Source organism: Cupriavidus ulmosensis (assembly GCF_977008105.1).
The window spans coordinates 1,918,715-1,943,821 of sequence record NZ_CDRMWP010000002.1 but is presented as its reverse complement, the minus strand read 5'-3'; the positions used below and the strand labels follow the sequence as shown (position 1 = coordinate 1,943,821).

The 25,107-nt window shown below is 69.3% G+C and carries 22 protein-coding genes; 13 read left to right on the top strand and 9 right to left on the bottom strand.

The features are described 5' to 3' along the window. Nucleotides 1–10 precede the first annotated feature (10 nt). From ACWTPI_RS28355 to ACWTPI_RS28345, 3 genes are all read right to left on the bottom strand, one after another. Nucleotides 11–1,045, bottom strand: a complete 1,035-nt coding sequence (locus ACWTPI_RS28355; RefSeq protein ID WP_020201097.1) for a succinylglutamate desuccinylase/aspartoacylase family protein — start codon at nucleotides 1,043–1,045, stop codon at nucleotides 11–13. A 133-nt stretch (nucleotides 1,046–1,178) separates the two neighbouring features. Next, a complete protein-coding gene (locus ACWTPI_RS28350; protein ID WP_020201098.1) occupies nucleotides 1,179–2,111 on the bottom strand; it encodes a LysR family transcriptional regulator in 933 nt (310 codons plus the stop codon). Nucleotides 2,112–2,320: 209 nt separating this feature from the next. Beyond that, nucleotides 2,321–3,232, bottom strand: a complete 912-nt coding sequence (locus tag ACWTPI_RS28345) for a LysR substrate-binding domain-containing protein (RefSeq protein ID WP_454733394.1) — start codon at nucleotides 3,230–3,232, stop codon at nucleotides 2,321–2,323. Between the two features lie 212 nt (nucleotides 3,233–3,444). On the opposite strand from ACWTPI_RS28345, the gene ACWTPI_RS28340 reads away from it, so the two are divergent. The 3 genes from ACWTPI_RS28340 to ACWTPI_RS28330 all read left to right on the top strand — a co-directional run bounded on the left by ACWTPI_RS28340 (nucleotide 3,445) and on the right by ACWTPI_RS28330 (nucleotide 5,631). Beyond that, a complete protein-coding gene (locus tag ACWTPI_RS28340) occupies nucleotides 3,445–4,431 on the top strand; it encodes an MBL fold metallo-hydrolase (RefSeq protein ID WP_454733393.1) in 987 nt (328 codons plus the stop codon). A 157-nt stretch (nucleotides 4,432–4,588) separates the two neighbouring features. Continuing rightward, complete coding sequence (locus ACWTPI_RS28335; protein WP_020201101.1) at nucleotides 4,589–4,774, top strand: hypothetical protein; 186 nt, start codon at nucleotides 4,589–4,591, stop codon at nucleotides 4,772–4,774. Nucleotides 4,775–5,199: 425 nt separating this feature from the next. Continuing rightward, nucleotides 5,200–5,631: a nuclear transport factor 2 family protein gene (locus ACWTPI_RS28330; RefSeq protein ID WP_020201102.1), complete on the top strand. Its 432-nt coding sequence runs from the start codon at nucleotides 5,200–5,202 to the stop codon at nucleotides 5,629–5,631. A gap of 69 nt (nucleotides 5,632–5,700) precedes the next feature. Here ACWTPI_RS28330 and ACWTPI_RS28325 read toward each other — a convergent pair whose 3' ends face one another. Next, nucleotides 5,701–6,690 (bottom strand): oxidoreductase, encoded by a 990-nt coding sequence (locus ACWTPI_RS28325; protein WP_454733392.1) that lies wholly within the window; start codon nucleotides 6,688–6,690, stop codon nucleotides 5,701–5,703. A gap of 101 nt (nucleotides 6,691–6,791) precedes the next feature. On the opposite strand from ACWTPI_RS28325, the gene ACWTPI_RS28320 reads away from it, so the two are divergent. After that, nucleotides 6,792–7,709 (top strand): AraC family transcriptional regulator, encoded by a 918-nt coding sequence (locus ACWTPI_RS28320; RefSeq protein ID WP_454733391.1) that lies wholly within the window; start codon nucleotides 6,792–6,794, stop codon nucleotides 7,707–7,709. 141 nt (nucleotides 7,710–7,850) lie between these two features. On the opposite strand, the gene ACWTPI_RS28315 is transcribed toward ACWTPI_RS28320, so the two are convergent. Continuing rightward, a complete protein-coding gene (locus ACWTPI_RS28315) occupies nucleotides 7,851–8,762 on the bottom strand; it encodes an AraC family transcriptional regulator (protein WP_020201105.1) in 912 nt (303 codons plus the stop codon). A 136-nt stretch (nucleotides 8,763–8,898) separates the two neighbouring features. On the opposite strand from ACWTPI_RS28315, the gene ACWTPI_RS28310 reads away from it, so the two are divergent. Continuing rightward, nucleotides 8,899–9,732, top strand: a complete 834-nt coding sequence (locus ACWTPI_RS28310) for an oxidoreductase (RefSeq protein WP_454733390.1) — start codon at nucleotides 8,899–8,901, stop codon at nucleotides 9,730–9,732. 37 nt (nucleotides 9,733–9,769) lie between these two features. Here the strand turns inward: ACWTPI_RS28310 and ACWTPI_RS28305 are convergent, their stop codons facing one another. Beyond that, nucleotides 9,770–10,291, bottom strand: coding sequence for a DUF2867 domain-containing protein (locus ACWTPI_RS28305; RefSeq protein WP_454733389.1), 522 nt, complete (start codon nucleotides 10,289–10,291; stop codon nucleotides 9,770–9,772). 400 nt (nucleotides 10,292–10,691) lie between these two features. On the opposite strand from ACWTPI_RS28305, the gene ACWTPI_RS28300 reads away from it, so the two are divergent. Both ACWTPI_RS28300 and ACWTPI_RS28295 read left to right on the top strand, forming a co-directional pair. Beyond that, complete coding sequence (locus ACWTPI_RS28300; protein ID WP_454733388.1) at nucleotides 10,692–11,681, top strand: 2-dehydropantoate 2-reductase; 990 nt, start codon at nucleotides 10,692–10,694, stop codon at nucleotides 11,679–11,681. A gap of 262 nt (nucleotides 11,682–11,943) precedes the next feature. Further along, the gene (locus ACWTPI_RS28295) at nucleotides 11,944–12,663 is read left to right on the top strand and encodes a GntR family transcriptional regulator (RefSeq protein ID WP_020201109.1); all 720 of its coding nucleotides are present in this window, start codon (nucleotides 11,944–11,946) and stop codon (nucleotides 12,661–12,663) included. A 251-nt stretch (nucleotides 12,664–12,914) separates the two neighbouring features. Here ACWTPI_RS28295 and sucD read toward each other — a convergent pair whose 3' ends face one another. After that, nucleotides 12,915–13,802: a succinate--CoA ligase subunit alpha gene (gene sucD, locus ACWTPI_RS28290; protein ID WP_454733387.1), complete on the bottom strand. Its 888-nt coding sequence runs from the start codon at nucleotides 13,800–13,802 to the stop codon at nucleotides 12,915–12,917. 1 nt (nucleotide 13,803) lies between these two features. Continuing rightward, nucleotides 13,804–15,015 carry an ADP-forming succinate--CoA ligase subunit beta gene (gene sucC, locus ACWTPI_RS28285; RefSeq protein WP_454733386.1) on the bottom strand — a complete coding sequence of 404 codons (1,212 nt, stop codon included), beginning with the start codon at nucleotides 15,013–15,015 and terminating at the stop codon, nucleotides 13,804–13,806. Between the two features lie 555 nt (nucleotides 15,016–15,570). On the opposite strand from sucC, the gene ACWTPI_RS28280 reads away from it, so the two are divergent. The 4 genes from ACWTPI_RS28280 (at nucleotide 15,571) to ACWTPI_RS28265 (ending at nucleotide 21,709) form a co-directional block, all read left to right on the top strand. After that, on the top strand, nucleotides 15,571–17,325 hold the full coding sequence (locus tag ACWTPI_RS28280; RefSeq protein ID WP_454733385.1) for a thiamine pyrophosphate-binding protein: 1,755 nt from the start codon (nucleotides 15,571–15,573) through the stop codon (nucleotides 17,323–17,325). Between the two features lie 21 nt (nucleotides 17,326–17,346). Continuing rightward, complete coding sequence (frc, locus tag ACWTPI_RS28275) at nucleotides 17,347–18,576, top strand: formyl-CoA transferase (protein ID WP_020201113.1); 1,230 nt, start codon at nucleotides 17,347–17,349, stop codon at nucleotides 18,574–18,576. 132 nt (nucleotides 18,577–18,708) lie between these two features. Further along, nucleotides 18,709–20,838 carry an acetate--CoA ligase family protein gene (locus ACWTPI_RS28270; RefSeq protein ID WP_454733384.1) on the top strand — a complete coding sequence of 710 codons (2,130 nt, stop codon included), beginning with the start codon at nucleotides 18,709–18,711 and terminating at the stop codon, nucleotides 20,836–20,838. 97 nt (nucleotides 20,839–20,935) lie between these two features. Further along, a complete protein-coding gene (locus tag ACWTPI_RS28265; RefSeq protein ID WP_020201115.1) occupies nucleotides 20,936–21,709 on the top strand; it encodes a fumarylacetoacetate hydrolase family protein in 774 nt (257 codons plus the stop codon). Nucleotides 21,710–21,719: 10 nt separating this feature from the next. Here the strand turns inward: ACWTPI_RS28265 and ACWTPI_RS28260 are convergent, their stop codons facing one another. Beyond that, nucleotides 21,720–22,736 (bottom strand): hydroxymethylglutaryl-CoA lyase, encoded by a 1,017-nt coding sequence (locus tag ACWTPI_RS28260; RefSeq protein ID WP_454733383.1) that lies wholly within the window; start codon nucleotides 22,734–22,736, stop codon nucleotides 21,720–21,722. 320 nt (nucleotides 22,737–23,056) lie between these two features. On the opposite strand from ACWTPI_RS28260, the gene ACWTPI_RS28255 reads away from it, so the two are divergent. Both ACWTPI_RS28255 and ACWTPI_RS28250 read left to right on the top strand, forming a co-directional pair. Continuing rightward, nucleotides 23,057–24,241, top strand: coding sequence for a CaiB/BaiF CoA transferase family protein (locus tag ACWTPI_RS28255; RefSeq protein WP_020201117.1), 1,185 nt, complete (start codon nucleotides 23,057–23,059; stop codon nucleotides 24,239–24,241). Beyond that, on the top strand, nucleotides 24,238–25,041 hold the full coding sequence (locus tag ACWTPI_RS28250) for an enoyl-CoA hydratase/isomerase family protein (protein ID WP_020201118.1): 804 nt from the start codon (nucleotides 24,238–24,240) through the stop codon (nucleotides 25,039–25,041). Before ACWTPI_RS28255 ends, ACWTPI_RS28250 begins: the two co-directional genes overlap by 4 nt. The last annotated feature ends 66 nt before the right edge of the window (nucleotides 25,042–25,107 follow it).

Sequence of the window (25,107 nt, the reverse complement as noted above, 5' to 3'; positions counted from 1 at the left end):
GGGCTGTCGGCTACAGCGTGGCGGGGGCGGCCAGCAGGGCGATGCAGTCGCCGGGCTCGACGCCGGCGAAGCTGCGCGCGCACACCACCATGCCGGCGCCGCCGAAATGCAGTTCGCGCGGCGGCTCCCACGGCGCGTAGGGATCGAACAGCCGCCCGGCCAGTTCGCCGGCGGCCACCTGCTGCCCCAGCGTGAAGCAGGGTTCGAACACGCCGTGGCGCGGCGCGAACAGGTAGTGCCGGGTGCCGTCCACGGCGATGAAGCGCGTGTCGTGGCGCGGCGGCGGCGGGTTGTCGCCGCGCGTCAGGCCGGTGGCGTGGAGCACGCGGCGCAGCCCGTCCTCGACGATGGCGAGACCTTCCACATTGCAGCTGCCGAAGCCGCCGAACTCGCCGCACAGGAACAAGGTGCCGTGGCGCTCGGCCGCCGCGCCGTAGGTCCGGTCCTCGCCGAGCAGGTCCATGATCATGGTGTGGGGCGCGGCGAACGCATTGACCAGCTTCAGGTACTCGGCGCGGCGCGCCGGGTCGGGCGGCAGCGCGGCCAGCAGCGTGGGCATGTGGTTGAACGAGGCGCCGCCGGCGTGCAGGTCCAGCACCACGTCGGCGCGCGGAAAGAGCTCGGTGTCCACGTAGTGCGCGATCATCGCCGTGACCGAGCCGTTGCGCTCGCCGGGAAACATCCGGTTCAGGTTGCCGCGGTCGATCGGCGAGGTGCGCGAGCCGTTCAGGAACGCCGGGAAGTTCAGCGCCGGGATCACGATCAGCCGGCCCTCGATCCGCATGGCGGGCATGCGCTGCAGCAGCTTCATCAGCGCCAGCGGGCCTTCGTATTCGTCGCCGTGGTTGCCGCCGGTCAGCAGCACCGTCGGCCCCGTGCCCTGCTTGAGCACGGCGACCGGCGCGGGAATGTGGCCGTAGGCGGAGCGGTCGTGCGAATAGGGGATGCGCAGCACGCCGGTCTGGAAACCCTCGCGCTCGTAGTCGATCCCGGTCGAGATCAGTGTTTTCCTGGAAGGGGTGTGGTCGTTCGGTCGGCCTGGCATGCCTTGTCTCCGGTGGGGGATCGGGCGCGGCCGGTTGGCGTCTGGAGGGGGCGGCCGCGCTGCATGTCATATTGATGACCGCGGCGGTCGACGACAAATACCGTTTTCTGGCGCAGGCGATGCCTTCCAGGCATCAGCCCGGCGCGGCGCCGGCCTGTCGCATCGCTTCGACGGTCTGGATGAAGCGCGCAAGCGCGGGCGCGGGCGCATCGGCCTTGTGCGCGAACACGAGCGGCATCGGGATCGACAGGTCCGTGAACGCGGCGAAGCGGCACAGCGCGGGCGGGCGGCCGAGGTTGGCCGAATTGACGATGGCCGCGCCGACGCCGGCGCAGACCAGCGACAGCATGGCGGCCTCGGTCGAGACCTCCTGCACCACGTTGAGCGTGATGCCGCACGCCTGGCAGGCGCCGATCAGACGGTCGTAGTAGAGCGGATACGTGGCGCGCGGGAAGGTCACGAACGGCCAGTCCGCGATCTGGCGCAGCGCCACGCCGGGCAGCCCCGGCCGGGCGCGGGCGGTTTCCTGCGCCGGCAGGGGCCAGGCGAGCGGCGCGGCCAGCATGACGTCGTTCGTCGTCAGCGGCAGCGTGCCGAGCGGTTCGGCGAGCGGTCCGTACTGGTAGATGAAGCCGCCGTCGAGCGTGCCCGCGCGGATCTCGTCGAGCTGCAGCGGCGTGTTCATCGGCACCAGCTCGATGCGCACGTCGGGCACCTCTTCCTGGAAGCGGCGGAAGACGTGCGGCACGATGCCGTCCCAGCCGCTGTTCTCGACGAAGCCCAGGCGCAGGTAGCCTTGCACGCCGGCCGAGATGCGCTGCGCGCCGCGCGCGGCCACGTCGAGCTGGTTGAGCGCCGCGCGCGCATCGCGCAGGTAGGCCTGGCCGGCCGAGGTCAGCCTGAGGCCGCGCGGCGTGCGCTCGAACAGCGCGAAGCCGAGCTCCTCCTCCAGGTCGTGGATCTGGCGCGAGATGGCGGGCTGCGTGACGTGGACATGCTCCGCCGCCACGCGAATGCTCTCGTGCTCGGCCACGGCGATGAAATAGCGCAGATGTCGTAGTTCCACAGACTTACCCGTTGTTGAGTTGCGCCGGCGGCGGCCGGTCCACGGCAAACATGCCACAAAGCGCCGGCCCCGGAAAGGCGGGGCCGCGCGGCGCGGCGCATGTCCGGCGGGCATCGGCGGCCGGCGCACGCAGCCTGACGCGGGGCGCGGCCGGCAAGCCGACGACGGAACCGGAGGCATATGGTTGCGTTGCCATGCCGGCGCCGCGTTCAGCGCTGCGCGCCCGTCGCCGCCCGTTCGAGCCGCGGCACGAGGAAGTCGATGAACGCGCGCAGCTTGGGCGGCTGCACGCGCCCGCGCGGGAACACGGCGTGCAGGTCCGGGCAGCGCCCGAGCCAGCCCGGCAGCACCGGCACCACCAGCCCCTGTCCGGCATGCCGCGCCATGATGAGGTCGGTTGCCATCATCAGGCCCGCGCCGTCGAACAGCGGCGCCTTGAGCGCCTCCGGGTCGTCGGCCTCGATCACGGGGCGGATCGGGTAGTCGACGAGCTTTCCGGCCGCGTCCGCGCGGCGCATCGGCCAGGCATGGCCGCCGGCGCGCCGGGCCACGCGCGTGGACAGCGCCGCGTGCTCGCGCAGCGCATCCGGATGGGCCGGCGCGCCGTGCCGCGCGAGATAGGCGGGGCTGGCGTAGATGCGGTTCGGGAAGGTCGCGAGCCGGCGCGCCGCCATCGACGAATCCGGCAGGTCGCCCATGCGCAGGGCGAGGTCGATTTCCTCGCCGACCAGATCGAGCGTGCGGTGGCTGAGCACGAGGTCGATCTGCACGTCCGGGCAGCCGGCGCGGAATTCCGCCAGCAGCGGGCCGAGCAGGCTGACCGACAGCGAATACGACGCCGTGATGCGCAGCGTGCCGCGCGGCGCGCCGTGCAACTGGCCCACCGCGGCATCGGCGTTGGCCAGCATGGCGGGAATGGCGCGGCAGGATTCGTAATAGAGCGTGCCGGCCTCCGTCAGGCCGAGGCGGCGCGTGGTCCGGTGCAGGAGCTGCGCGCCGAGCCGCTGCTCGAGCTCGCGCAGCTTGCGGCTGACCGTGGTCTTGGGCAGGTCCAGCGCGGCCGCGGCGGCGGTGAAGCTCCCGGCTTCCACGACCTTGAGGAAGACCAGGGTGTCGTTCATGTCGGGCATGGTCGGGGCGGCGCGCGGCGTGGCAGGAGCGATGGCGGGTGACGCCGATTATGCCATCGGCGGCACAATGATTGCCGGAAACGACGGCTTATCGCGGTGGCGGACCGTTGTTATCGTACCATTCATCGCCGATTCGGCACCAATATCAGATCCAGTGCGGCGCCTGACGAAGAGGCCGCCGCATAACCGGAACGAGACCCGCCATGCATTTCTCCCGCTTCCTGCTGCTTGCCACCGCTTCCATGTCCGTCCTCGCCGCCAGCCCCGCCGGCGCCGACGTGGCGCCTTCGCCGGACAGGCCGGCCAGCCCGGGATGGGTCGCGCGCCAGGCCCCCGGTTTCTATCGCTTCGCGCTCGGCGCGTTTCGCGTCACGGTACTGTCCGACGGCACCGCGCCGCGCGACGTGCCGGCCATCACGAGCGACCCGCAAGCCGTGCGCGCGGCGTTCGCGGCCGCCCACCAGGCCTTGCCGGTCGAGATCTCCGTGAACTGCTTCCTGATCGATACCGGCGAGCGCCGCATCCTCGTCGACACCGGCGCCGGCGAACTGTTCGGGCCGCTGACGGGCCGCCTCGTCGACAACCTGCGCACCGCCGGCTACGAACCCGGCGACATCGACGACATCCTGCTGACGCACATCCACGGCGACCACTCCGGCGGCCTCAGCATCGGCGGGCGGCGGGTGTTTCCGAATGCCGTGGTGCACGTGGACCAGCGCGACCCGGCCCTGTGGCTCAGCGCCGAGGCCGAGGCCCGCGCGCCGGCGGCGGCCCGCACGACCTTCCGCCAGTCGCACCAGACCGTGGACCCGTACGTGGCGGCCGGCAGGCTGCGCACCTTCGATGGCGCCACCCAGTTGTTTCCGGGCGTGCGTTCGGTGCCGCTGTACGGCCACACGCCCGGCATGAACGGCTATTTCATCGAGAGCCAGGGCCAGCGGCTATTGCTGTGGGGCGACATCATCCACGCCAGCGAGGCGCAGTTCCGCGATCCCGGCATCACCATCGACTACGACGTCGACCGCGCCGGCGCCGCGGCGGCGCGCCGCCGCGTCCTGGCCGACGCGGCCAGGGAGGGCTTCATGGTCGGCGGCGCGCACGTGTCATTTCCGGGGATCGGCCATGTACGGGCCGAGCGGAGCGGTTTCAGTTGGGTACCGGCTCCCTATAGCGTGACGCTCAAGGAGTGACAAAACGGGATCGTCGGCGATGGAGAGCATTGGAAGTAATGCAATGTGCACTTCGTTGCTTTCCTACATACGTACTATCACCTAATGCTGCGTTGCGACATTCCTTTTGCTACAATTAGGGAAAACCCGATGCGGGTTATCCCTTAAGGAGTGAATCATGACCAAGCAATCCGATATCAAGATGACCGACCAACTGGAACGCGAACTGATCGAACGCGAACTCGGCCCGCGCAGCCCTGGTTTCGTCGACGACGTTAAGAGCGCTGTCGCCGCCGTGCAGCGCGTCTTCGGCCGTCTGCAAAGCCAGGCACGCAAGGCAAAGATCGCCTACGCCAACGGCTGATCGCGGCAGTCGCGATCGTCGTCGGGGAGCCAGCGGCTGTCGCTGTGCCCGGTAGTTAGTCTGGAGTCTGTTGTTTGCGATCGTCGGCGGTGTGGATAGTCGATCGTCGCTTGATGGCTGAGTTGTCGATCAGCTAGCTTTGTAGTGCTTTGCAGTATCGGTTTGACGGCCATGCGGCCGCGGCTTTGCGGATCGTGCCGAGGCACGGATCAATGCGGGCGCGGGCATCGGCGCCGTCGGACCCGGCGCGGACATTCCGCGCGGCAAGACCGGCCAACGCGTCGCTCGGGTGAGCGCAGCGCTTCTGGCCGGTTTTTTTATTTCGGGCCGCGTTTTATTTTGGGCCGAGTCGGCGTGGACTTCGCCGACCGCTTATATTTGACGCTCATTGCATCGGCAGCATCGCAGGCGGGAGGGCGCCCTGAATGGACAAGTCGAAATACGCGGCCTACGAGCCTGCCGCTCCGTACTTCAACCTGGTGCGCGAGGCGCTGGGGGATCTGGTCGAGGGTGAGCACTTTTTCGACGTCATGACGAATGACACCGTCTACGAAGTGCTTTACGACATTCCCGGCTGGCCTCGCGTCATCCGGGGGCGGACCGACCTGATGGCCGCCTTCCGGGGCTACGCCGAACATATCGAACTTCAGTCCGCCGACAAGCTGATCGTGCACAAGGCCGATGACGGCCATGCCGTCGTCATCGAATACGAGGTGCACGGCGTGATTCTCGCGACGGGCGTGAAATACGACAACCGGTTCTGCTCGATCATCGCCATCGAGAATCGGAAGATCGGGCACTGGCGGGACTACATGGATTCCCTGGCGGCCTGGAACGCGTTGACTGCGGCGCGTTGACCGCGGCGCGCTGACTGGCCCGGTTTCCCGGGCCGGCGCAGCCGCCGCAATCCTCTGCGGCGCGGCCGCTCAGCGGCCGACGCGCGCCTCGCTCAGCGCCCACAGGCGATCCGCCGCGGCCGGGTCGACCGCGTAGGCCATCACGCCGGCGAGCCGCATGGCGTCGCGCATGTCCATGCTTTCGGGCTTCCCGTCCATGATGCTCGCCACTTCGACGTTTTCGCAGTAGACGCCGCCCATGCCGTCGAGCCGCGGGCTGGTCGCGCACCAGACGCTGGTCGCCGCGCCTTGCTCGACGGTCTTCAGTTGCCGCGACGGGTCGCGCACCGGGTTGCCGTTCGCGTCGAGCACGCCGGCGGCGATCAGTTGCTCGCGCGAGATGTATTTGCCGAGGCCGGTGTCGACGATGGCGCCCGGGTGCAGCGAGAAGGCGCGGATGCCCTCGCCGCGGTAGCGCGCGTCCAGCGCCACCGCGAACAGGACGTTGGCCGTCTTCGACTGGCCGTAGGCCGACCACGGATCGTAGGGGCGGCGCTCGTAGTCGGGGTCGTCGAACACCACCGGCGAATAACGGTGGCCGAGCGAGGATACCGACACCACGCGCGCGCCCCTGGCCTGGCGCAGCGCGGGCAGCAGCCGCGCGGTGAGCTGGAAGTGACCGAGGTGGTTGGTGGCGAACTGGGATTCGTAGCCGCGCGCGTCGCGGGTCAGCGTCGGCACGGCCATGATGCCGGCGCTGTTGACGAGGATGTGCAGCGGCTGCCCGGCGGCGAGGAAGCGGGCGGCGAACGCGTCGATCGAGGCCGGATCGAGCAGGTCCATCGGTTCCACTTCGACGTCGATGTCGGACAGCGCCGTCCGCGCCCGTTCCACGTCGCGGGCGGGCACGATGACGCGCGCGCCGGCCGCGCGCAGCACGCGCGCGGTCTCGCGGCCAAGGCCGGAATAGCCGCCGGTCACGATCGCGGTCTTGCCGGCAAGGTCGATGCCGGCGATGACTTCGCTGGCGGTGGAGGCGGCGCCGAAGCCGGAGCCGATCGGTTGTTGCGGGGTAAGCATGGTGTCCTTTCGGGAATGGAGGTGTAGCGGCAGTGTAGGCGTGGCGGCCTGTACGATGAATGCTTTAGAATCCCGAATACTTTCGTATTCGTTCAGAAATAATGACCGACCTGCTTTCCGACATCCTCAAGCTCGCCGACGCGCAGCCCGCCGTGGCCGGCGGTTTCTCCGCGGGCGGGGCGTGGGCGATCCGCTTCCCGCAGCCGGACAAGCTCAAGTTCTTCGCCTTGCTCAAGGGTGGCTGCTGGCTGCGCATCGACGGCGTGGCCGAGCCGGTGCGGGCGGAGCAGGGGGACGTGTTCCTGCTGTCCGGGCAGCGCGCCTTCGTGCTGGCCAGCGACCCGGACCTGGCGCCGCTCGACGCGGTCGGCCTCTTCACCGGCTGCGACAGCAAGACGGCGAAGCTCGGCGACGGCAACGACTGCGTGCAGATCGGCGGCCATGTCCGCCTGGACCCGGTCAACGGCGCGTGGCTGGCCGAGGCGCTGCCGCCGCTGATCCATATCCGGGCCGCGTCGCCGCAGGCGGCGGTGCTGCAATGGCTGCTCGACCAGATGGTGCGGGAGCTGGCGGCGGATCGTCCCGGCAACCGTCTCGCGTCGGCCTATCTGGCGCAACTGATGTTCGTGCAGATGCTGCGCGTGCACCTCGATACCTCCGTCCCTCTCGACGGCGGCTGGCTGCGCGCCATCGGCGACAGGCGGCTCGCGCCGGTCCTGCAGCTGATGCATGGCGAGCCCGGCCGGGCATGGCGGCTGGAAGAACTGGCCGGCGCGGCGGCGATGTCCCGCACCGCGTTCGCCACGCACTTCAAGGCGGTGGCCGGCACGGCGCCGCTGGCGTGGCTGACCGAATGGCGCATGCGTCTGGCGCGGCGGGCGCTGCGCGACGAGAGCACGCCGATCGCCGTGCTCGCCGCGCGTTTCGGCTACGCATCCGAGAGCGCTTTCAGCAATGCCTTCAAGCGCGTGACCGGCGATTCCCCGCGGCATTACCGGCGCGCGGGCAGGGCGTGTTGAAGGTGTCGAGGGATGGCGCAGAGGCGGCCGCGCGAGTGTGCTGCGCGCGCCGGGCGCGGTCAGGGGAAGCCTGTCGTGGGTCAAGCCGGATTCCAGGACCAGCCATATCCAGCCATATCGCCCGGCCGGCCAAAGCGCTGCCTAGTGGGACGATACGTAGCCCGAACCCGGATGCGCCGGCGGCACGGCGAAGCTCGCCTTCATCCGACGCACTTCCATCGCCGGGGTCAGGCCGAACAGGCGCTTGAACTCGCGGTTGAATTGCGACGTACTCTCGTAGCCCACCGCGTGGCAGGCGGCCGCGGCGGTCATGCCTTCCCGGACCATCAGCATCCTGGCCTGGTGCAGCCTCGTCGATTTCACGTATTGCATGGGCGAGGTCCGGGTGACGGCCTTGAAGTGGCTGTGGAAGGTCGGCACGCTCATGCCGGCTTCCCGCGCCAACTGCGTCAGGTCGAGTTTGCCCGCGTAGCCGGCATGGATGCGCCGCAGCGCCTTGCCGATCTTGCCGAACTGCCCCTGCAACGCCAGCGCCGCGCGCATGGCCTGTCCCTGCGGGCCGGTCAGCACCCGGAAATACACTTCCCGCACCGCGGCCGGACCAAGGACCGCGGCTTCCAGGGGGCGGCTCAACACCGCCAGCAGGCGCTGCAGCGACGCCCGCATGGCTGCGTCCATCGGGCTGGACATCATGCTCCGCGGCGCCTGGGCCGGCTCGGCCAGGCCGGTGCGGTCGATCTGGAGCATCAGTTCGGCCGCGGCCTGGAAATCCAGGTGCATATAGACGGCCAGCAGCGGCCTGGCCGGCGTGGCATCCGTCTGCATGGTGAAGGGCACCGGCACCGAGACCGCCAGGTAATGCTGCTCGTCGTACAGGTAGACCTCATCGCCAAAGTAGCCCCGCTTGGTCCCCTGGCAGACGAGGACGAGGCCGGGGTCGTACAAGACCGGAGTGTTCAGCAAGGGCCGGTCCGAGCGCAGGATGCGCACGTCCGGCAGCGCGGTCAGGTTATATCCCTCTTGCGGGGCCAGGGCGCGAAGCAAAGGGATCATGCCGGCCCCCGAGGGGGCATGTGTGGCAACGTTCCGGGTCATAGTAATAGGCAATAAAACCAGAAAAACCGATCTGTCGTGGGGAGTTCGATCTGAATATTATGCACTTCTGACTGGATCTTCAGGAGTGCATACCGTGTCATCCCCCAAGACTTTCCTCATCACCGGCGTCAGCAGCGGCTTTGGCCGTGCCCTGGCCCGGGAGGCGCTGTCCGCCGGCCATCGCGTGGTCGGCACCGTCCGCAGCGCCGAAGCGAAGCAATCGTTCGAGGCTCTCGATCCGGCCCGGGCCTTCGGGCGCGTGCTGGACGTGACCGACTTCGACGCCATCGACGGCGCGGTGGCCGGCATCGAGGCGGAGATCGGCCCGATCGACGTGTTGGTCAACAACGCCGGCTACGGCCACGAAGGGGTGATGGAGGAGTCGCCGCTATCCGAAATGCGCCGTCAGTTCGATGTGAACGTGTTCGGCGCCGTGGCCATGATGAAGGCGGCGCTGCCCTGCATGCGGGAACGCCGGTGCGGGCACATCATCAACATCACCTCGATGGGCGGCTTCATCACCATGCCGGGCATTGCCTACTATTGCGGCAGCAAATTCGCCCTGGAAGGCATCTCCGAAGCCGTGGGCAAAGAGGTGAAGGACTTCGGCATCGCCGTGACGGCCGTTGCTCCCGGCTCGTTCCGCACGGACTGGGCCGGCCGCTCCATGATCCGCACGCCCCGGTCCATTCCCGACTATGACGCGCTGTTCGATCCGGTCCGCCAGGCCCGCGAAGAAAAAAGCGGCAAGCAGCTCGGTGATCCCGCCAAGGCAGCGCAAGCCATGCTGCGCATCGTCGATAGCGCGGCGGCGCCGGCCCACCTGCTGCTGGGCAGCGATGCGCTGGGACTGGTACGCCAGAAGCTGGCCGTTATGGCAGCCGGGATGGACGAGTGGGAAACGGTGACGCGCTCGACGGATGCCTGAACGCCGGGCGCTGGCGGCATACCCGCATCGGCATCGCCTAGGGAATCCACAGCGCCGCGCGGCGCAGATTGGACCTTACCACCAGCCGGTGAAAAGGCCGGATGGCCGTCAGGTAAGCGTGGCCCAGCCGGTTATGGCAATGCACGACCGTCGTCGCCACGAGCTGGTGTCCCTTGCCGCCGGGCAAGGCGCGCAGCAGCAACGACAAGCGAAAGTCCAGGTGGTGGTCGTCCTCACCCATCACGATCTCGCGCGGGGAGCGCGACTGCACCCGAAAGAAGTCCACATATTCCCCGGGACGCGCCTGAGCCGACTGGCGCAAGGCGAGGGTCGTCTTCAGCCCCAGCCCGCGCACGGCGGTATCGCGCATCGTGAGCAGCGCGGCGATCCAGCGAGGCGGATGGGTCAGGGTCGCGGCGGCCCATCCGTCCAGGTCGAGCGGGCTGCCCGCGGGCAGGGTGACAGCAAAGGCGTCCGCGAGATCGGCCTCGCCGAAGCGCGCCGCCAGCGTGCTCTCTTGCGGCAGCCGGACAGCGGTGACGTGCAGATTGGTTTTCATGGGGTCGGATCAATGTGCCGTTGCCATCGGTGTCTTGTCGGACACGACTTCTCGCGGCAACCACGATTCGAGTTCTACCACGCGGCGAGCCGGGAGCCCAGCCTTGATCGCGGGCAGTCGCTCCGGTTCGGCGTCGACGGCCCCGGCATCGTTCGCCTCGCGGACCCGCATTGCTGCCGGCGGGTTTGGCCGGAAATGGATTCCCGCAGCCTGCCGCTCCGATTGACGCGGTGAAGTGCAGACCGTGCGGTCTGGCCGCGTTGCCGCCTTTTCGCCTTTTCCCGCCGCGCGGGTCGACCGGCTGTGGCCCGCCGATTGAGGTTGACTCCTGCTTCGTGGAATGTAGTATGTGATATATCAAAAAAATCATTCCATCCATCAGGCAGCGGGAGACGACAGCATGAAAATCTGTATCTATGGCGCCGGCGCGATCGGCGGTTATCTTGGCGCGCAACTCGCGCTGGCGGGCGCGGAGATCAGCCTGGTGGCGCGCGGGCCGCATCTGGCGGCCATGCAGGCCGGCGGCCTGCGCCTGCGGATCGACGGCGAGGAGCGGGTGGCGCGCGTGCGCTGCACCAGCGATCCCGCCGAACTGGGGCCGCAGGACTACGTGTTCATCACGCTGAAGGCGCACTCGGTACCCGGTGTGGTCGACCTCATGCAGCCGTTGCTGGGGCCGGGCACGGCGATCGTGACCGGCGTCAACGGCATTCCCTACTGGTATTTCCACCGGCACGGCGGGCCGCTGGCCGGCACCACGCTGCAGAGCGTGGACCCCGGCGGGCGCCAGTGGCACGGGTTCGGGCCGGAGCGGGCCATCGGCTGCGTGCTCTATCCCGCCGCCGAAATCGTCGAGCCCGGCGTGATCCGCCATGTCTACGGCAAGAAATTCCCGCTCGGCGAGCCCGATGGCAGCCGGTCCGCGCGCGTGGCGCACCTGAGCGAGATGATGGTGGCGGCCGGGCTGGAGGCGCCCATCCGCGACAATATCCGCGACGAGATCTGGCTCAAGCTGTGGGGCAACCTGTGCTTCAACCCGATCAGCGCGCTGACGCATGCCACGCTCGACATCATCACCGCCGACCCGGCCACGCGGGCCTTGTCGCGCGCCATGATGCTGGAAGCCAAGGACATCGCCGAGCGCTTCGGCGTGCATTTCCGCGTCGACGTGGAGCGGCGCATCGACGGCGCCGGCGCGGTCGGCGCGCACAAGACCTCGATGCTGCAGGACCTGGAGGCGGGGCGCGCGATGGAAATCGACCCGCTGCTCACGGTGGTGCAGGAAATGGGGCGGCTGGTCGGCCAGCCGACGCCGATGGTCGACGCCGTGCTGGGCCTCATCAAGCAGCGCGAGCGGATGGCGCAGTCGGCCCTGGCGCGGGCGGCCTAGCGTGGCCGCGCCGCGTGGGCGGCAAGACGGATAGCGGAGACCGGCCATGCGGGCCATGCAAGGTATGAAGACGGGTGGCGGCCATGTGATATACCATATACGCAACTCGGCCGCCGCCGTCTAAATGTGGCTGAATTTATGCCAATTGTGCATTTTTCTATGCATTCCGCGCATGCCATGCGGCTTTTGGTAAGCTAGGCGGCAAGCCGCCGGCGCCGCTTTCCGAGGGCGCCGCGGTGCTGGTATCAATATGAGCCCATCCATGTCTGCGCAAAGCCAATCCGCTGAACAGCCCGCCGGGCTGACCCTGTCCCTCCAGCCCATCAACGCGGGCGCCAGCCTGCGCGACCAGGCCTACGCCATGCTGCGCCAGGCCATCGCCGACGCCGACATCTACCAGTCGGACGAGGAAATCCGGCTCGACGAGCGCGTCCTGAGCGAAGCGCTCGGCGTGAGCCGCACGCCGATCCGCGAGGCCATGACGCTGCTGGAACAGGAGGGTTTCCTGCGCACCGTGCCGCGGCGCGGCATCTACATCATGCGCAAGACCAAGCGCGAGATCGTGGAGATGATCCAGGTCTGGGCCGCGCTGGAAAGCATGGCCGCGCGGCTGGCCACGCTGCACGCGAGCGACGCGGAGATCGCCACGCTGCGCCATATGTTCGACAGCTTCCGCGACGCCACGCCGGCCGAGCACATCGAGGAATACTCCGACGCGAACATCGCCTTCCACCAGGCCATCGTGCAGTTGTCGAAGTCGCAGGTCATCATGGACGCGATCAAGAACATCTTCGTCCACGTGCGCGCCATCCGGAAGATGACGATCTCGCAGAGCGACCGCGCCTCGCGCTCGATCGTCGATCACCTGCGCATCATCGAGGCCCTGGAAAAGCGCGACACCGAACTGGCCGAGCGGCTGGTGCGGCAGCACTCGCTGGACCTCGCGGCCTATGTGGAGAAGCACTGCGATTTTCTGGACTGAGGCCGCGGCAGGCGGCTGCTATCCGGGATGGCTACGTTATCCCGGATAGCTTCGTCATCCCCGATATGGTCCGATTTGCCGCGGGTTTGCTCCCCTCTCCACCACTTCGCGGGAGAGGGGAGAGAAGCGGCAGTCGTCGCGGGGTGTCGCCAAGCCAGCCGGCGGCGGCATCGCTGCCGACGTCTTCAGTCTTCGGCACTGCCGCCCCCGTCTTCACACGGCTGCCACCGCCATCGCTCACACCGCAGCTGTCACGACGCCCCCATCGCCTCCACCATCGTCTTGCCCAGTTCCGCCGGCGAGCGCGCCACGCGGATGCCGGCCGCGCGCATGGCGTCGATCTTGGCCGCCGCGGTGCCCATGCCGCCCGAGATGATCGCGCCGGCATGTCCCATGCGGCGCCCGGGCGGGGCGGTGGTGCCGGCGATGAAGCCCGCCACCGGCTTGACCTTGCCGCCGCTGCGCGCGTCTAGCAGGAAGCGCGCGGCGTCTTCCTCGGCCGAGCCGCCGATCTCGCCGATCATGATGATGCCTTCGGTGTCGTCGTCGGCCAGGAACATCTCCAGGCAGTCGATGAAGCTGGTGCCGTTGACCGGGTCGCCGCCGATGCCGACGCAGGTGCTCTGGCCCAGCCCGGCGGCGGTGGTCTGCGCCACCGCCTCGTAGGTCAGCGTGCCGGAGCGCGACACCACGCCGATCTTGCCGGGGCGGTGGATGTGGCCCGGCATGATGCCGATCTTGCACTGGCCCGGGGTGATGACGCCGGGGCAGTTGGGGCCGACCAGCCGGCTGCCGGAGCCCGACAGCGCGCGCTTGACGCGCACCATGTCGATGACCGGGATGCCCTCGGTGATGCAGACGATCAGGCCGATGCCGGCATCCACCGCTTCCAGGATGGCGTCGGCGGCGAACGGCGGTGGCACGTAGATGACCGAGGCGTCGGCGCCGGTGCGCGCCACCGCCGCGGCCACGGTGTCGAACACCGGCAGGCCGAGATGGGTCTCGCCGCCCTTGCCGGGCGTCACGCCGCCGACCATGCGCGTGCCGTAGGCCGCGGCCTGTTCGGAATGGAAGGTGCCTTGCGCGCCGGTGAAGCCCTGGCAGATCACCCTGGTGTCTCGATCGATCAGTACGGCCATCTTATTTCCCTCCCTTGGCATGCGCGGCCTGGACCGCGTCGACCACTTTCGCGGCAGCGTCGGCGAGGTGATCCGCCGACACGATGGGCAGGCCCGAGTCGCGCAGGATGGCCTTGCCCTGTTCCACGTTGGTGCCCTCGAGCCGCACCACCAGCGGCACGGTCAGGTCGATCTCGCGCGCGGCCGCCACCACGCCTTCGGCGATCACGTCGCAGCGCATGATGCCGCCGAAGATATTGACCAGGATGCCCTCGACCTTGGGGTCGTCGAGGATCAGCCGGAACGCCGCCGTCACGCGCTCGCGCGTGGCGCCGCCGCCCACGTCGAGGAAGTTGGCCGGCTCGCCGCCGTGCAGCTTGATGATGTCCAGCGTGGCCATCGCCAGCCCGGCGCCGTTGACCATGCAGCCGATGTTGCCGTCGAGCCTGACGTAGTTCAGTCCGTGGCGCGCGGCGGCGGTCTCGGCGGGGTCCTCCTCGGTCTCGTCGCGCAGCGCCTCGATGTCGGGGTGGCGGTAGAGCGCGTTGTCGTCGAAGTTGAACTTGGCGTCGAGCGCGATCACGTCGCCGGCGCGCGTGACCACCAGCGGGTTGATCTCCACCACCGAGGCGTCCAGCTCGACGAAGGCGCGGTACGCCGCCAGGATGAAGCGCGAGGCCGCGCCGACCTGCTTGCCCGACAGGCCCAGGCCGAACGCGAGGCGGCGCGCGTGGAAGGGCTGGATGCCGCTGGCCGGGTCGATCGCCACCTTGATGATTTTCTCCGGCGTGCGCACGGCGACTTCCTCGATCTCCATGCCGCCCTCGGTGGAGGCCATCACCGTCACGCGCGAGGTGGCGCGGTCGATCAGCATGCCCAGGTACAGCTCGCGGGCGATGTCGCAGCCTTCCTCCACATAGAGGCGGCGCACTTCGCGCCCGGCCTCGCCGGTCTGCTTCGTGACCAGCACGGCGCCGAGCATCTGCCCGGCCTCGGCCCGCACCGCATCGACCGACTTGACCACGCGCACGCCGCCCTTGCCGCCGGGGTCGTTGCGGAAGCGGCCGGCGCCGCGCCCGCCCGCGTGGATCTGGGATTTCACCACCCAGACCGCGCCGCCGAGCTTGCGCGCGGCGCCGGCGGCTTCCTCCGGGGTAAAGGCAACCGCGCCGCGCGGCACGGCCACGTCGAACCGCCGCAGCAGTTCCTTGGCCTGATATTCGTGGATGTTCACGGGTCTCCTCGCTCTTGTGATGGCGCGGGGCCGGGCGCCGCGGATCGGCTGCCGGCCGGATTGCGCTGTGAAATATGGTATGTAATATATCAAAGAGAAACAAGGAAAATGCATTACACGAAAATGCGGCGAAAGAGGCGCGGCATTGCCGACCGGGAGGCGGCCGAAGTCAGTCCGAACCGATCCGAAACCGGCCCGAGGCTAGTTCGAAGCAGGCCGGAAGGGCTGGTGCGGGAATGGAATGAGTCCGCGCGGATTCAGCAATTCCGCTCATCATCCCGCCAATTCCGCTTAAATGCTGCGCCGCGTCGTCGAAACCTGCAGCCTGTACGGCAGATTTCTCTTGAGGTTCATTGATATATCACATACCGTATGTCATCAAGATCCGGAGAAAAGGATCGAGCGCGTCGCAGGGCGGACGCAAGAGGTACGCCGCGGCCGGCCGAGAGGCGGCAGCGCGGCGACAGACGATAGGCGAAAGGGTGTCGCGGCACCGCGCCGGCGGCAGGCGCGTGTCACAGCCAGTCGCAATCCAGTCAACGAGGAGACCAAGACATGTCTGCAGTCGTATCCACGCGGCCCGAGTCCACCACGGCCGAAGACACCCTGAAGCAGAAGACCCGCGACGCCGGCGTGATTTCCGGCGGCCACCTGGTGGCGCGGGCCCTGAAGAACGAAGGCGTCGACACCATCTTCACGCTGTGCGGCGGCCACATCATCGACATTTACGACGGCTGCGTGGACGAGGGCATCCGCATCATCGACGTGCGCCACGAGCAGGTCGCCGCGCACGCGGCCGACGGCTACGCGCGCCAGACCGGCAAGCTCGGCTGCGTCGTCACCACCGCCGGCCCCGGCTGCACCAACGCCGTGACCGGCGTGGCCACCGCGTTCCGCTCCGAAAGCCCGGTGCTCCATATCGGCGGGCAGGGCGCGCTGTCGCAGCACAAGATGGGCTCGCTGCAGGACCTGCCGCACGTGGACATGATGTCGCCCATCACCAAGTTCGCCGCCACCATCCCCAGCACCGAGCGCGTGGCCGACATGATCTCGATGGCCGTGCGCGAATGCTTCAACGGCGCGCCCGGGCCGTCTTACCTGGAGATCCCGCGCGACGTGCTCGACCGCGAGGTCGACCTCGCGCGCGCCGTGATCCCGCGCCCCGGCCACTACCGCGCCTCCACCCGCTCGATCGGCGACCCGAAGGACATCGAGCGCCTGGCCGACATCCTGGTCAACTCGGAGCGCCCGGCCATCCTCTACGGCCAGCAGGTGTGGACCGCGCGCGGGCACGGCGAAGCCATCGCGCTGCTCAAGGGCCTGGACATCCCGGGCTATTTCAACGGCGCCAGCCGTGGGCTGCTGCCGCCGGGCGACCCGCATCACTTCGACCGCACCCGCTCGCAGGCCTTCGCCAACGCCGACGTGCTGATCATCGTGGGCACGCCGTTCGACTTCCGCATGGGCTACGGCAAGCGCATCAGCCGCGAGCTGACGCTGGTGCAGATCGACATGGACTACCGCACGGTGGGCAAGAACCGCGAGATCGACCTCGGCCTGGTGGGCGACCCCGGCGCCATCCTCGGCGCGGTGCTGCAGGCCGCCAGCGGCCGCATCAAGAACGACAAGCGCCAGGCGCGCCAGAAGTGGATGGGCCAGCTGACCGAGGCCGAGGCCACCGCCACCGAGAAGCTGATGCCGCTGTTCCGCTCGGACAAGTCGCCGATCCATCCGTACCGCGTGGCCTACGAGCTGAACGAGTTCCTGGGCGACGACACCGTCTACATCGGCGACGGCGGCGACGTCGTGACCATCTCCGCGCAGGCGGTGCGCCCGCGCCGCCCGGGCCAGTGGATGGACCCCGGCGCGCTCGGCTCGCTCGGCGTGGGCACCGGCTTCGCCATCGCCGCCGGGCTGGCCAACCCGGACAAGGAGATCCTCTGCTACTACGGCGACGGCTCGTTCGGCATGACGGCCTTCGACATGGAGACCGCCAACCGTTTCGGCGTGCCCTACCTGGCGGTGATCGGCAACAACTCGGCCATGAACCAGATCCGCTACGGCCAGCTCGCCAAGTACGGCGAGGAGCGCGGCAACGTCGGCAACCTGCTGTCGGACGTGCCGTTCTCGAAGTTCGCCGAGATGCTGGGCGGCTACGGCGAGGAGGTGCGCGACGCCAGCGCCATCGCCGGCGCGCTGCGGCGCGGGCGCGAGGCGGTGCAGCGCACCGGCAAGTCCGCCGTGATCAATATCTGGGTGGACCCGCGCGAATACGCGCCGGGCACCAAGAACCAGACCATGTACAAATAACCACGCGCGAGGAGACAACTCATGGACAAGGCACTGGACGGTGTGCGGATCCTGGACATGACGCATGTGCAGGCCGGCCCGTCGGCGACCCAGTTGATGGCATGGCTGGGCGCCGACGTGATCAAGGTGGAGTTGCCCGGGCGCGGCGACATCACGCGCAGCCAGCTGCGCGACGTGCCCAACGCGGACAGCCTGTACTTCACCATGCTCAACTCCAACAAGCGCAGCCTCACGCTCAACATGAAGACGCCGGAAGGCAAGGCGCTGCTGGAAGACCTGGTGCAGCGCTGCGACGTGCTGGTGGAGAACTTCGGCCCCGGCGTGCTGGACCGCGCCGGCTTCGACTGGGAGCGCCTGCAGACGCTCAACCCGCGCCTGATCTACGCCTCGATCAAGGGTTTCGGCCCGGGGCCGTACGCGGACTGCAAGGCCTACGAGAACGTGGCGCAGTGCATGGGCGGCGCGGCCAGCACCACCGGCACCGCCGAAGGCGCGCCGACCGTGACCGGCGCGCAGATCGGCGACTCCGGCACCGGCGTGCACTGCGTGGTCGGCATCCTGGCGGCGCTGCTGCACCGCGAGCACAGCGGGCGCGGCCAGCGCGTGGAGGTGGCCATGCAGGACTCGGTGCTCAACCTGTGCCGGGTCAAGCTGCGCGACCAGCAGCGCCTGGCCGCCGGGCCGATGCGCGAGTACCCCAACAAGGCGTTCGGCGACTTCGTGCCGCGCGCGGGCAACGCCTCGGGCGGCGGCCAGCCGGGCGCGGCCTTGCGCTGCGCGCCGGGCGGCGCCAACGACTACGTCTACGTGATCGTGCAGCCGCAGGGCTGGGAGCCGCTGATGCGCCTGTGCGGGCGCGAGGACCTCATCACCCACGCGCAGTTCGCCACGCCGGAGGCGCGCCTCAAGTGCCTGGACGAGTGCTTCTCCATCATCGAGAAATGGACGCGCACGCGCACCAAGTTCGAAGTGATGGACGCCCTCAACGAGGTCGACGTGCCGTGCGGGCCGATCCTCTCGATGAAAGACCTGATCGAGGACAAGTCGCTCTACGAGCGCGGCTACCTGGTCGAGCTCGACCACCCCGAGCGCGGCCAGTACGTGCAGCTCGGTTGCCCCATCACGCTGTCGGCCTCGCCGGTGGAGGTGGAGCGCTCGCCGCTGCTGGGCGAGCATACCGAGGAAATCCTCGACTGGCTGGGCCGCACGCCCGCGCAGATCGAAGCCTTGCGCGCCGCCGGCGCCGTCTGAGCGCCCGGGTTTCCGGCGCTTCAGACACTTCCCCTGGCAAGTCCGCAAACCGCCCGCCCTCGCGCCCGCCGCGAGGGCGCGGGACGGTGCGTCCCGCTGCAACCCCAGCAACAGAACAGATGGAGACCTGACATGGCACACGACAAAGACGCGGTGCGCAAGATCCTCGCCGCGGTGAAGGCAGCGGGCCGCGATGCCCTGACCGCCCCCGAGGGCAAGCTGGTATGCGATGCCTACGGCATCAGCGTGCCGGGCGAGGGCGTGGCCCGCACGCCGACCGGCGCGGTGGAGCTGGCCGCGAAGATGGGCTACCCGGTGGTGCTGAAGATCGTCTCGCCGGACATCCTGCACAAGACCGAGGCCGGCGGCGTGCTGGTCGGCCTCAAGGACGCCGCCGAAGTGGAGCGCGGCTACCTGACCATCATCGAGAACGCGCGCCGCTACGACGCGCAGGCCGACATCGTCGGCGTGCAGGTGCAGCAGATGATCGCCGGCGGCCAGGAGGTCATCATCGGCGCCGTCACCGACCCGTCGTTCGGCAAGCTGGTGGCGTTCGGCCTGGGCGGCGTGCTGGTCGAGGTGCTCAAGGACATCACCTTCCGCATGGCGCCGGCCAGCGAGGAAGACGCGCTGTCGATGCTCGACGGCATCGCCGCGGCCGAGGTGCTCAAGGGCGTGCGCGGCGCCGAGCCGGCCAACCGCGAGGCACTGGCCGGCATGATCCGGCGCGTGTCGGAGCTGGTCAGCGATTTCCCCGAGATCGCCGAGCTCGACCTCAACCCGGTGTTCGCCAGCAAGGACGGCGCGATCGCCGCCGACGTGCGCATCGTGGTCGATTTCTCGCCGCAGCCCGAGCGCTACCGGCCCACGCAGGACGAGATCGTGCGGCAGATGAACCGCATCATGCGGCCCGACGCGGTGGCCGTGATCGGCGCCTCGGCCGAGGACGGCAAGATCGGCAACTCGGTGATGAAGAACCTCATCAACGGCGGCTACCAGGGCAAGATCTACCCGATCCATCCCAAGGGCGGCGAGATCATGGGCATGACCGCCTACAAGAGCGTGCTGGACGTGCCGGGCACGGTGGACGTGGCGGTGTTCGCCATTCCCGCCAAGCTGGTGGCGGGCGCGCTCGAGGAAGTGGGGCGCAAGCAGATCCCCGGCGCGGTGCTGATCCCGTCCGGTTTCGCCGAGACCGGCAACGTGGCGGGCCAGGAGGAGATCGTGGCGATCGCGCGCAAGCACGACATCCGCCTGATGGGGCCCAACATCTACGGTTTCTACTACACGCCCAAGAACCTGTGCGCGACCTTCTGCACGCCGTACGACGTCAAGGGCAAGGCGGCGCTGTCGTCGCAGTCGGGCGGCATCGGCATGGCCATCATCGGTTTCTCGCGCTCGGCCAGGATGGGCGTGTCCGCCATCGTCGGCCTGGGCAACAAGTCCGACATCGACGAAGACGACCTGCTGACCTTCTTCGAGCAGGACGACAACACCGAGATCATTGCCCAGCACTGCGAGGACCTCAAGGACGGCCGCGCGTTCGCCGAGGCCGCGCGCCGCGTCTCGAAGAAAAAGCCGGTGGTGGTGCTCAAGGCCGGGCGCACCAGCCTGGGCGCGCGCGCGGCCAGCTCGCACACCGGCGCGCTGGCCGGCAACGACAAGATCTACGAGGACGTGTTCAGGCAGTGCGGCGTGATCCGCGCGCGCTCGCTGCGCGACCTGCTGGAGTTCGCGCGCGGCATTCCCAAGCTGCCCACGCCCAAGGGCGAGAACGTGGTCATCATCACCGGCGCGGGCGGCTCGGGCGTGCTGCTGTCGGATGCGTGCGTGGACAACAACCTGTCGCTGATGACCATGCCGGACGACCTCGACGCGGCCTTCCGCAAGTTCATCCCGCCGTTCGGCGCGGCCGGCAACCCGGTCGACATCACCGGCGGCGAGCCGCCTTCCACCTACCAGAACACGCTGCGCCTGGGCATGGAGGACCCGCGCATCCACGCCATCATCCTCGGCTACTGGCACACCATCATCACGCCGCCGATGGTGTTCGCCCGGCTGGTGGTGGAGGTCAAGCAGGAGATGGCCGCGCGCGGCATCGAGAAGCCGATCGTGGCCTCGCTGGCCGGCGACGTGCAGGTGGAGGAGGCCGCCGAGTACCTGTACGAGCACGGCGTGCCGGCCTATGCCTACTCGACCGAGATCCCGGTCGCGGTGCTGGGCGCCAAGTACAAGTGGGCGCGCGGCGCGGGCAAGATCTGACCTGGGGCGTCGGTGCCGCGCCGCGCGGCGCCGACGCGACGACAATGCGGCACGAAGGCGGGCGGCGGGCAGCCGCGCCCGCCGCAGGGAGTTGGCTGTGCAGACATGGATCCGCTTCCAGACCGGCGACGGCGAGGTTGGCTTCGGCCGTATCGAGGGCGAGCGCGTGGTGGCATACGATGGCGCGGGCTACGCGGGCGGGCAGCCGACCGGCGCCACGCTGCCGGGCGAGGGCCTGCGCCTGCTGAGCCCGTGCGAGCCGGGCAAGGTGGTGGCGCTGTGGAACAACTTCCACGCGCTGGCGCGCAAGCTGGAAAAGCCGGTGCCGCGCCACCCGCTGTTCCTGATCAAGCCGGCCAGCTCGCTGGCCGGGCCCGGCGACGCCATCGTGCGCCCGCGCGGCTACGCCGGCAAGATCGTCTACGAGGGCGAGCTCGGCATCGTGATCGGCCGGCGCTGCCGCGACGTGGCGCCCGAGGACGCCGCCGCGCACATCTTCGGCTACACCGTGGTCAACGACGTGACCGCCTCGGAGGTGATCGCCGAGGACCCGAACTTCCCGCAGTGGTGCCGCGCCAAGGGCTTCGATACCTTCGGCTGCATCGGCCCGGCCATCGTCACCGGGTTCGACTGGCGCGCGGCGCGCGTGGTCACGCGGCTCGACGGCACCGAGCGGCAGAACTACCCGCTCGCCGACCTGATCTTCACGCCCGAGCAGCAGGTCAGCCTGATCTCGCAGGACCTCACGCTGATGCCCGGCGACGTGATCGCGTGCGGCACCTCGCTCGGCGTCGGCTCGATGAAGGACGGCGCCGTGGTCGAGGTCGGCATCGACGGCATCGGCGCGCTGGTCAACCACATGCGCGGCTAGCCGCGCCTGGTCAGCACCGCGCGGCCGCGGTGGCCGTGGCGGACTGCGCGCGCCGGCGCAGCCGCGCCAGCGAGCCGCCCTTCATGACCTTGCCGGGCAGGGCGTGGCCGACCAGCCGCTCGGCCAGTTGCGCGGCCTCCACCAGCTTGTCGAGGTCCAGCCCGGTCTCGATGCCCATTTCCTCGCACAGCGCCACCAGGTCCTCGGTGCAGACGTTGCCCACCGCCGGCGGCACGCCGCCGCTGGCGCTGCCGAAACCGGCGAACGGGCAGCCGCCCAGGCCGCCGATGGCCGCGTCGAACTGGCGCACGCCCATCTCCAGCGCCGCCACCGCATTGGCCAGCGCTGCGCCGCGCGTGTCGTGCAGGTGGAGCTTGATCTCCACCTCGGGCCAGCGCTCGCGCACCGCGCCGACCAGGCGCCGCACGTGCAGCGGATTGGCCCAGCCCATCGTGTCGGCCAGCCGCAGCGCCGCGAGGCGGTTGCCGTTCTCGAGCAGCAGCCGGTCGGTCCGCGCGATCAGTCCGATCACGTGCTCCACCGGCACGTCGCCCTCGAAGTTGCAGCCGAACGCCGCCATCACGCCGAGGCTGTCCGGCACCATGCCGGCCGCGCGGTAGGCCTCGATCCAGCGCGGCATGTCGGCGAAGGCGTCCTCGATGCCGCGGTTGGTGTTGCGGCGGATGAAGGTCTCGCTGGCGGTGATCGTCAGGCGGCCTTCCATCGCGATGCGCCGGCTGGCGCGGGCCAGCTCCAGGCCGCGCGTGTTCAGCCACAGCGCGCGCCACGTCATGCCGGCAATCTCGGGCAGCGCGGCGATCACCTCGGGCGAGTTCGCCATCTGCGGCACCGCGTCCGGCTTGACGAACGAGCCGACCTCGATCTCGCGCAGGCCGGCGGCGGCAAGCGCCCCGATGAGCTCGATCTTCTCGGCGACGGTGAGCACCTTCGGCTCGATCTGCAGGCCGTCGCGCGGGCCGACTTCGATGATGTGGACGGAACGGGGGTAGGTCGGGGCGGTCGTCATGCGGGGCTTCGGTGAACATGTGGGAAGGGCGGCGCGGCGAGGGCAATGCAGACGGAGGCAATGCACACAGCGAGCGCGCGATGCCTGCATGCTAGGCATCCGCGCGCGCGCTGGCAATGCGCGCCGCGCCGCGTGGCGCCGATATCCGCCCGCTGATATGTGCGCTGCCCGCCGCCGCGCGGGCGCAAATATCAGCTACGTGATATCGCACCGCGCAGGGCGCCGGATGCTTGCGACGCCCCTTCACGCTGGCTATTCTGGCCTCCGTACCTGTTCTGCCATGCCCGATGCGCGGCATGGCCCCCCGGAAACGAAACACGATGCCAACCAACCAACCCTTATCCGGCTACACGATCGTCGAGATCGGCCACAGCGTAGCCGCGCCTTATACGGGGCTTATCCTCGCCAACCTCGGCGCCACCGTCATCAAGGTGGAGAACCCCGGCTCCGGCGACCATGCGCGCGGCTGGGGGCCGCCGTTCTTCGACGAGGCCGGCCCGCACTTCGTCGCCATGAACCGCAACAAGCGCAGCGCCGCCATCGACCTGGCCGACGAGACGCAGCGCCAGGCGCTGCGGCGCCTGATCCTGGAAGAGGCGGACGGCGTGATCTGCAACCTGCGCGCCGGCGTGGCCGACCAGTTCGGCGTGGGCCCGGCGTCGCTGCTGGAAGAGAATCCCGCGCTGGTCTATTGCGAGATCGGCGCGTTCGGCAGCGGCGGCCCGATGTCGCACAAGCCCGGCTACGATCCGCTGATGCAGGCCTACGGCGGCATGATGAGCATCACCGGCGAGAGCGCCGAGCGCCCGCCGATCCGCGTCGGCGTGTCGATCATCGACATGGGCGCGGGCCTGTGGGGCGCGGTCGGCATGCTGTCCGCGCTGCTCGAGCGCGAGCGCACCGGCCTCGGCGGCCTGGTCGAGACCTCGCTGTTCGAAACCGCGCTGGCCTGGACCACGGTGCCGGTCACGCGCGCGCTGATGAAAGGCGGCCCGCAGCTGCCGCAGGGTTCGGGCGCGGCCGGCATCGTGCCTTACCAGGCGTTCCGCACCCAGGACGGCTGGCTGGTGATCGGCGCCGGCAACGACAAGCTGTTCGCCAAGCTGGTCGGCGCGCTGGACCTGCCCGCGCTGGCCGAGGACGAACGCTTCCGCACCAACCGCGGCCGCGTGCAGAACAAGGATGCGCTGATCCCCGCGCTCGAGGCGCGCGCGATCACGCACACCAACGCCAGCCTCGGCGCGCTGCTGGACGCCCACGGCGTGCCGAACGCGCCGGTGCAGACCATCGAGCAGATCGTCGACGACCCGCAGACGCAGGCGCTCGGCATGATCCAGGAAGGCCCGGCGGGCTCCATGCCCACGGTCGGCCTGCCGCTGCGCTTCGACGGCAAGCGCAGCGCCTACCGCAGCGCCGCGCCGCGGCTCGGCGCCCATACCGGCGAGGTGCTGGACGCGCCCGCCGGCGACCAAGACAAAGACAAGGACCGCGAGGATCGCGCATGACCGGAACCCACGAATCCTACGAAACCATCGAGACCACGCTGACCGAGAACGGCACGCTGGTGGTCACGCTGAACCGCCCGCAGGCGAGCAACGCCACCAACACCCAGATGGGGCGCGAGATGCGCGACATGTGGGCGCGCGTGGCCGCGCCCGGCAGCGGCGTGCATTGCGTCATCCTGACCGGCGCCGGCCGCACCTTCAGCGCCGGCGGCGACCTCAAGGAACGCAACGGCATGAGCAACGAGCAGTGGCAGCAGCAGCACGCCATCTTCGAAGCCAGCCGGCGCGGCCTGATCGAATGCCCGGTGCCGGTCATCGCGGCGGTCAACGGCCCGGCCTACGCGGGCGGCTGCGAGACCGTGCTGGCCTGCGACTTCGCCTACGCCGTGCGCTCGGCGCGCTTCGCGCTGACCGAGGTCACGCTCGGCATCATGCCCGGCTCGGGCGGCACGCAGTACCTGCCGCGCGTGGTCGGCCAGCCCAGGGCGATGGAGATCATCCTGACCGGGCTGCCGTTCTCGGCCGAGCAGGCGCGCGAGTGGGGCATGGTCAACGCATTGTTCGACGATGCGCAGTCCATGCTGGACGCCGCGCTGGCGACGGCCGCGCGCATCGCGCAGAACGCGCCGCTGTCGATCCGCCAGGCCAAGAAATCGATCCGCACCGGCCTGCAGCTCGACATCCGCAGCGCGTTGCAGTTCGAGGTCGAAGCCTACAATCGGCTGGTCGGCACCGAGGACCGGCGCGAAGGCGTGCGGGCGTTCCAGGAGAAGCGCAAGCCCGTGTTCACGGGGCGCTGAGCCGCGCGGGCCCGCGCGCGAGCCGGGCCGCGGCAAGACAGACACAGAGTTGGCCAGAGAGACAGA

Excerpts from the sequence above, each read along its gene's own strand:
- ACWTPI_RS28295 (WP_020201109.1), top strand. The coding sequence starts at position 11,944 with ATGTCTGCGCAAAGCCAATCCGCTGAACAGCCCGCCGGGCTGACCCTG.
- ACWTPI_RS28335 (WP_020201101.1), top strand. The coding sequence starts at position 4,589 with ATGACCAAGCAATCCGATATCAAGATGACCGACCAACTGGAACGCGAA.
- ACWTPI_RS28305 (WP_454733389.1), bottom strand. The coding sequence starts at position 10,291 with ATGAAAACCAATCTGCACGTCACCGCTGTCCGGCTGCCGCAAGAGAGC.
- ACWTPI_RS28330 (WP_020201102.1), top strand. The coding sequence starts at position 5,200 with ATGGACAAGTCGAAATACGCGGCCTACGAGCCTGCCGCTCCGTACTTC.
- ACWTPI_RS28255 (WP_020201117.1), top strand. The coding sequence starts at position 23,057 with ATGCCAACCAACCAACCCTTATCCGGCTACACGATCGTCGAGATCGGC.
- ACWTPI_RS28340 (WP_454733393.1), top strand. The coding sequence starts at position 3,445 with ATGCATTTCTCCCGCTTCCTGCTGCTTGCCACCGCTTCCATGTCCGTC.
- ACWTPI_RS28260 (WP_454733383.1), bottom strand. The coding sequence starts at position 22,736 with ATGACGACCGCCCCGACCTACCCCCGTTCCGTCCACATCATCGAAGTC.
- ACWTPI_RS28270 (WP_454733384.1), top strand. The coding sequence starts at position 18,709 with ATGGCACACGACAAAGACGCGGTGCGCAAGATCCTCGCCGCGGTGAAG.
- ACWTPI_RS28345 (WP_454733394.1), bottom strand. The coding sequence starts at position 3,232 with ATGAACGACACCCTGGTCTTCCTCAAGGTCGTGGAAGCCGGGAGCTTC.
- frc (WP_020201113.1), top strand. The coding sequence starts at position 17,347 with ATGGACAAGGCACTGGACGGTGTGCGGATCCTGGACATGACGCATGTG.
- ACWTPI_RS28355 (WP_020201097.1), bottom strand. The coding sequence starts at position 1,045 with ATGCCAGGCCGACCGAACGACCACACCCCTTCCAGGAAAACACTGATC.
- ACWTPI_RS28325 (WP_454733392.1), bottom strand. The coding sequence starts at position 6,690 with ATGCTTACCCCGCAACAACCGATCGGCTCCGGCTTCGGCGCCGCCTCC.
- sucD (WP_454733387.1), bottom strand. The coding sequence starts at position 13,802 with ATGGCCGTACTGATCGATCGAGACACCAGGGTGATCTGCCAGGGCTTC.
- ACWTPI_RS28315 (WP_020201105.1), bottom strand. The coding sequence starts at position 8,762 with ATGATCCCTTTGCTTCGCGCCCTGGCCCCGCAAGAGGGATATAACCTG.
- ACWTPI_RS28300 (WP_454733388.1), top strand. The coding sequence starts at position 10,692 with ATGAAAATCTGTATCTATGGCGCCGGCGCGATCGGCGGTTATCTTGGC.
- ACWTPI_RS28250 (WP_020201118.1), top strand. The coding sequence starts at position 24,238 with ATGACCGGAACCCACGAATCCTACGAAACCATCGAGACCACGCTGACC.
- ACWTPI_RS28280 (WP_454733385.1), top strand. The coding sequence starts at position 15,571 with ATGTCTGCAGTCGTATCCACGCGGCCCGAGTCCACCACGGCCGAAGAC.
- ACWTPI_RS28320 (WP_454733391.1), top strand. The coding sequence starts at position 6,792 with ATGACCGACCTGCTTTCCGACATCCTCAAGCTCGCCGACGCGCAGCCC.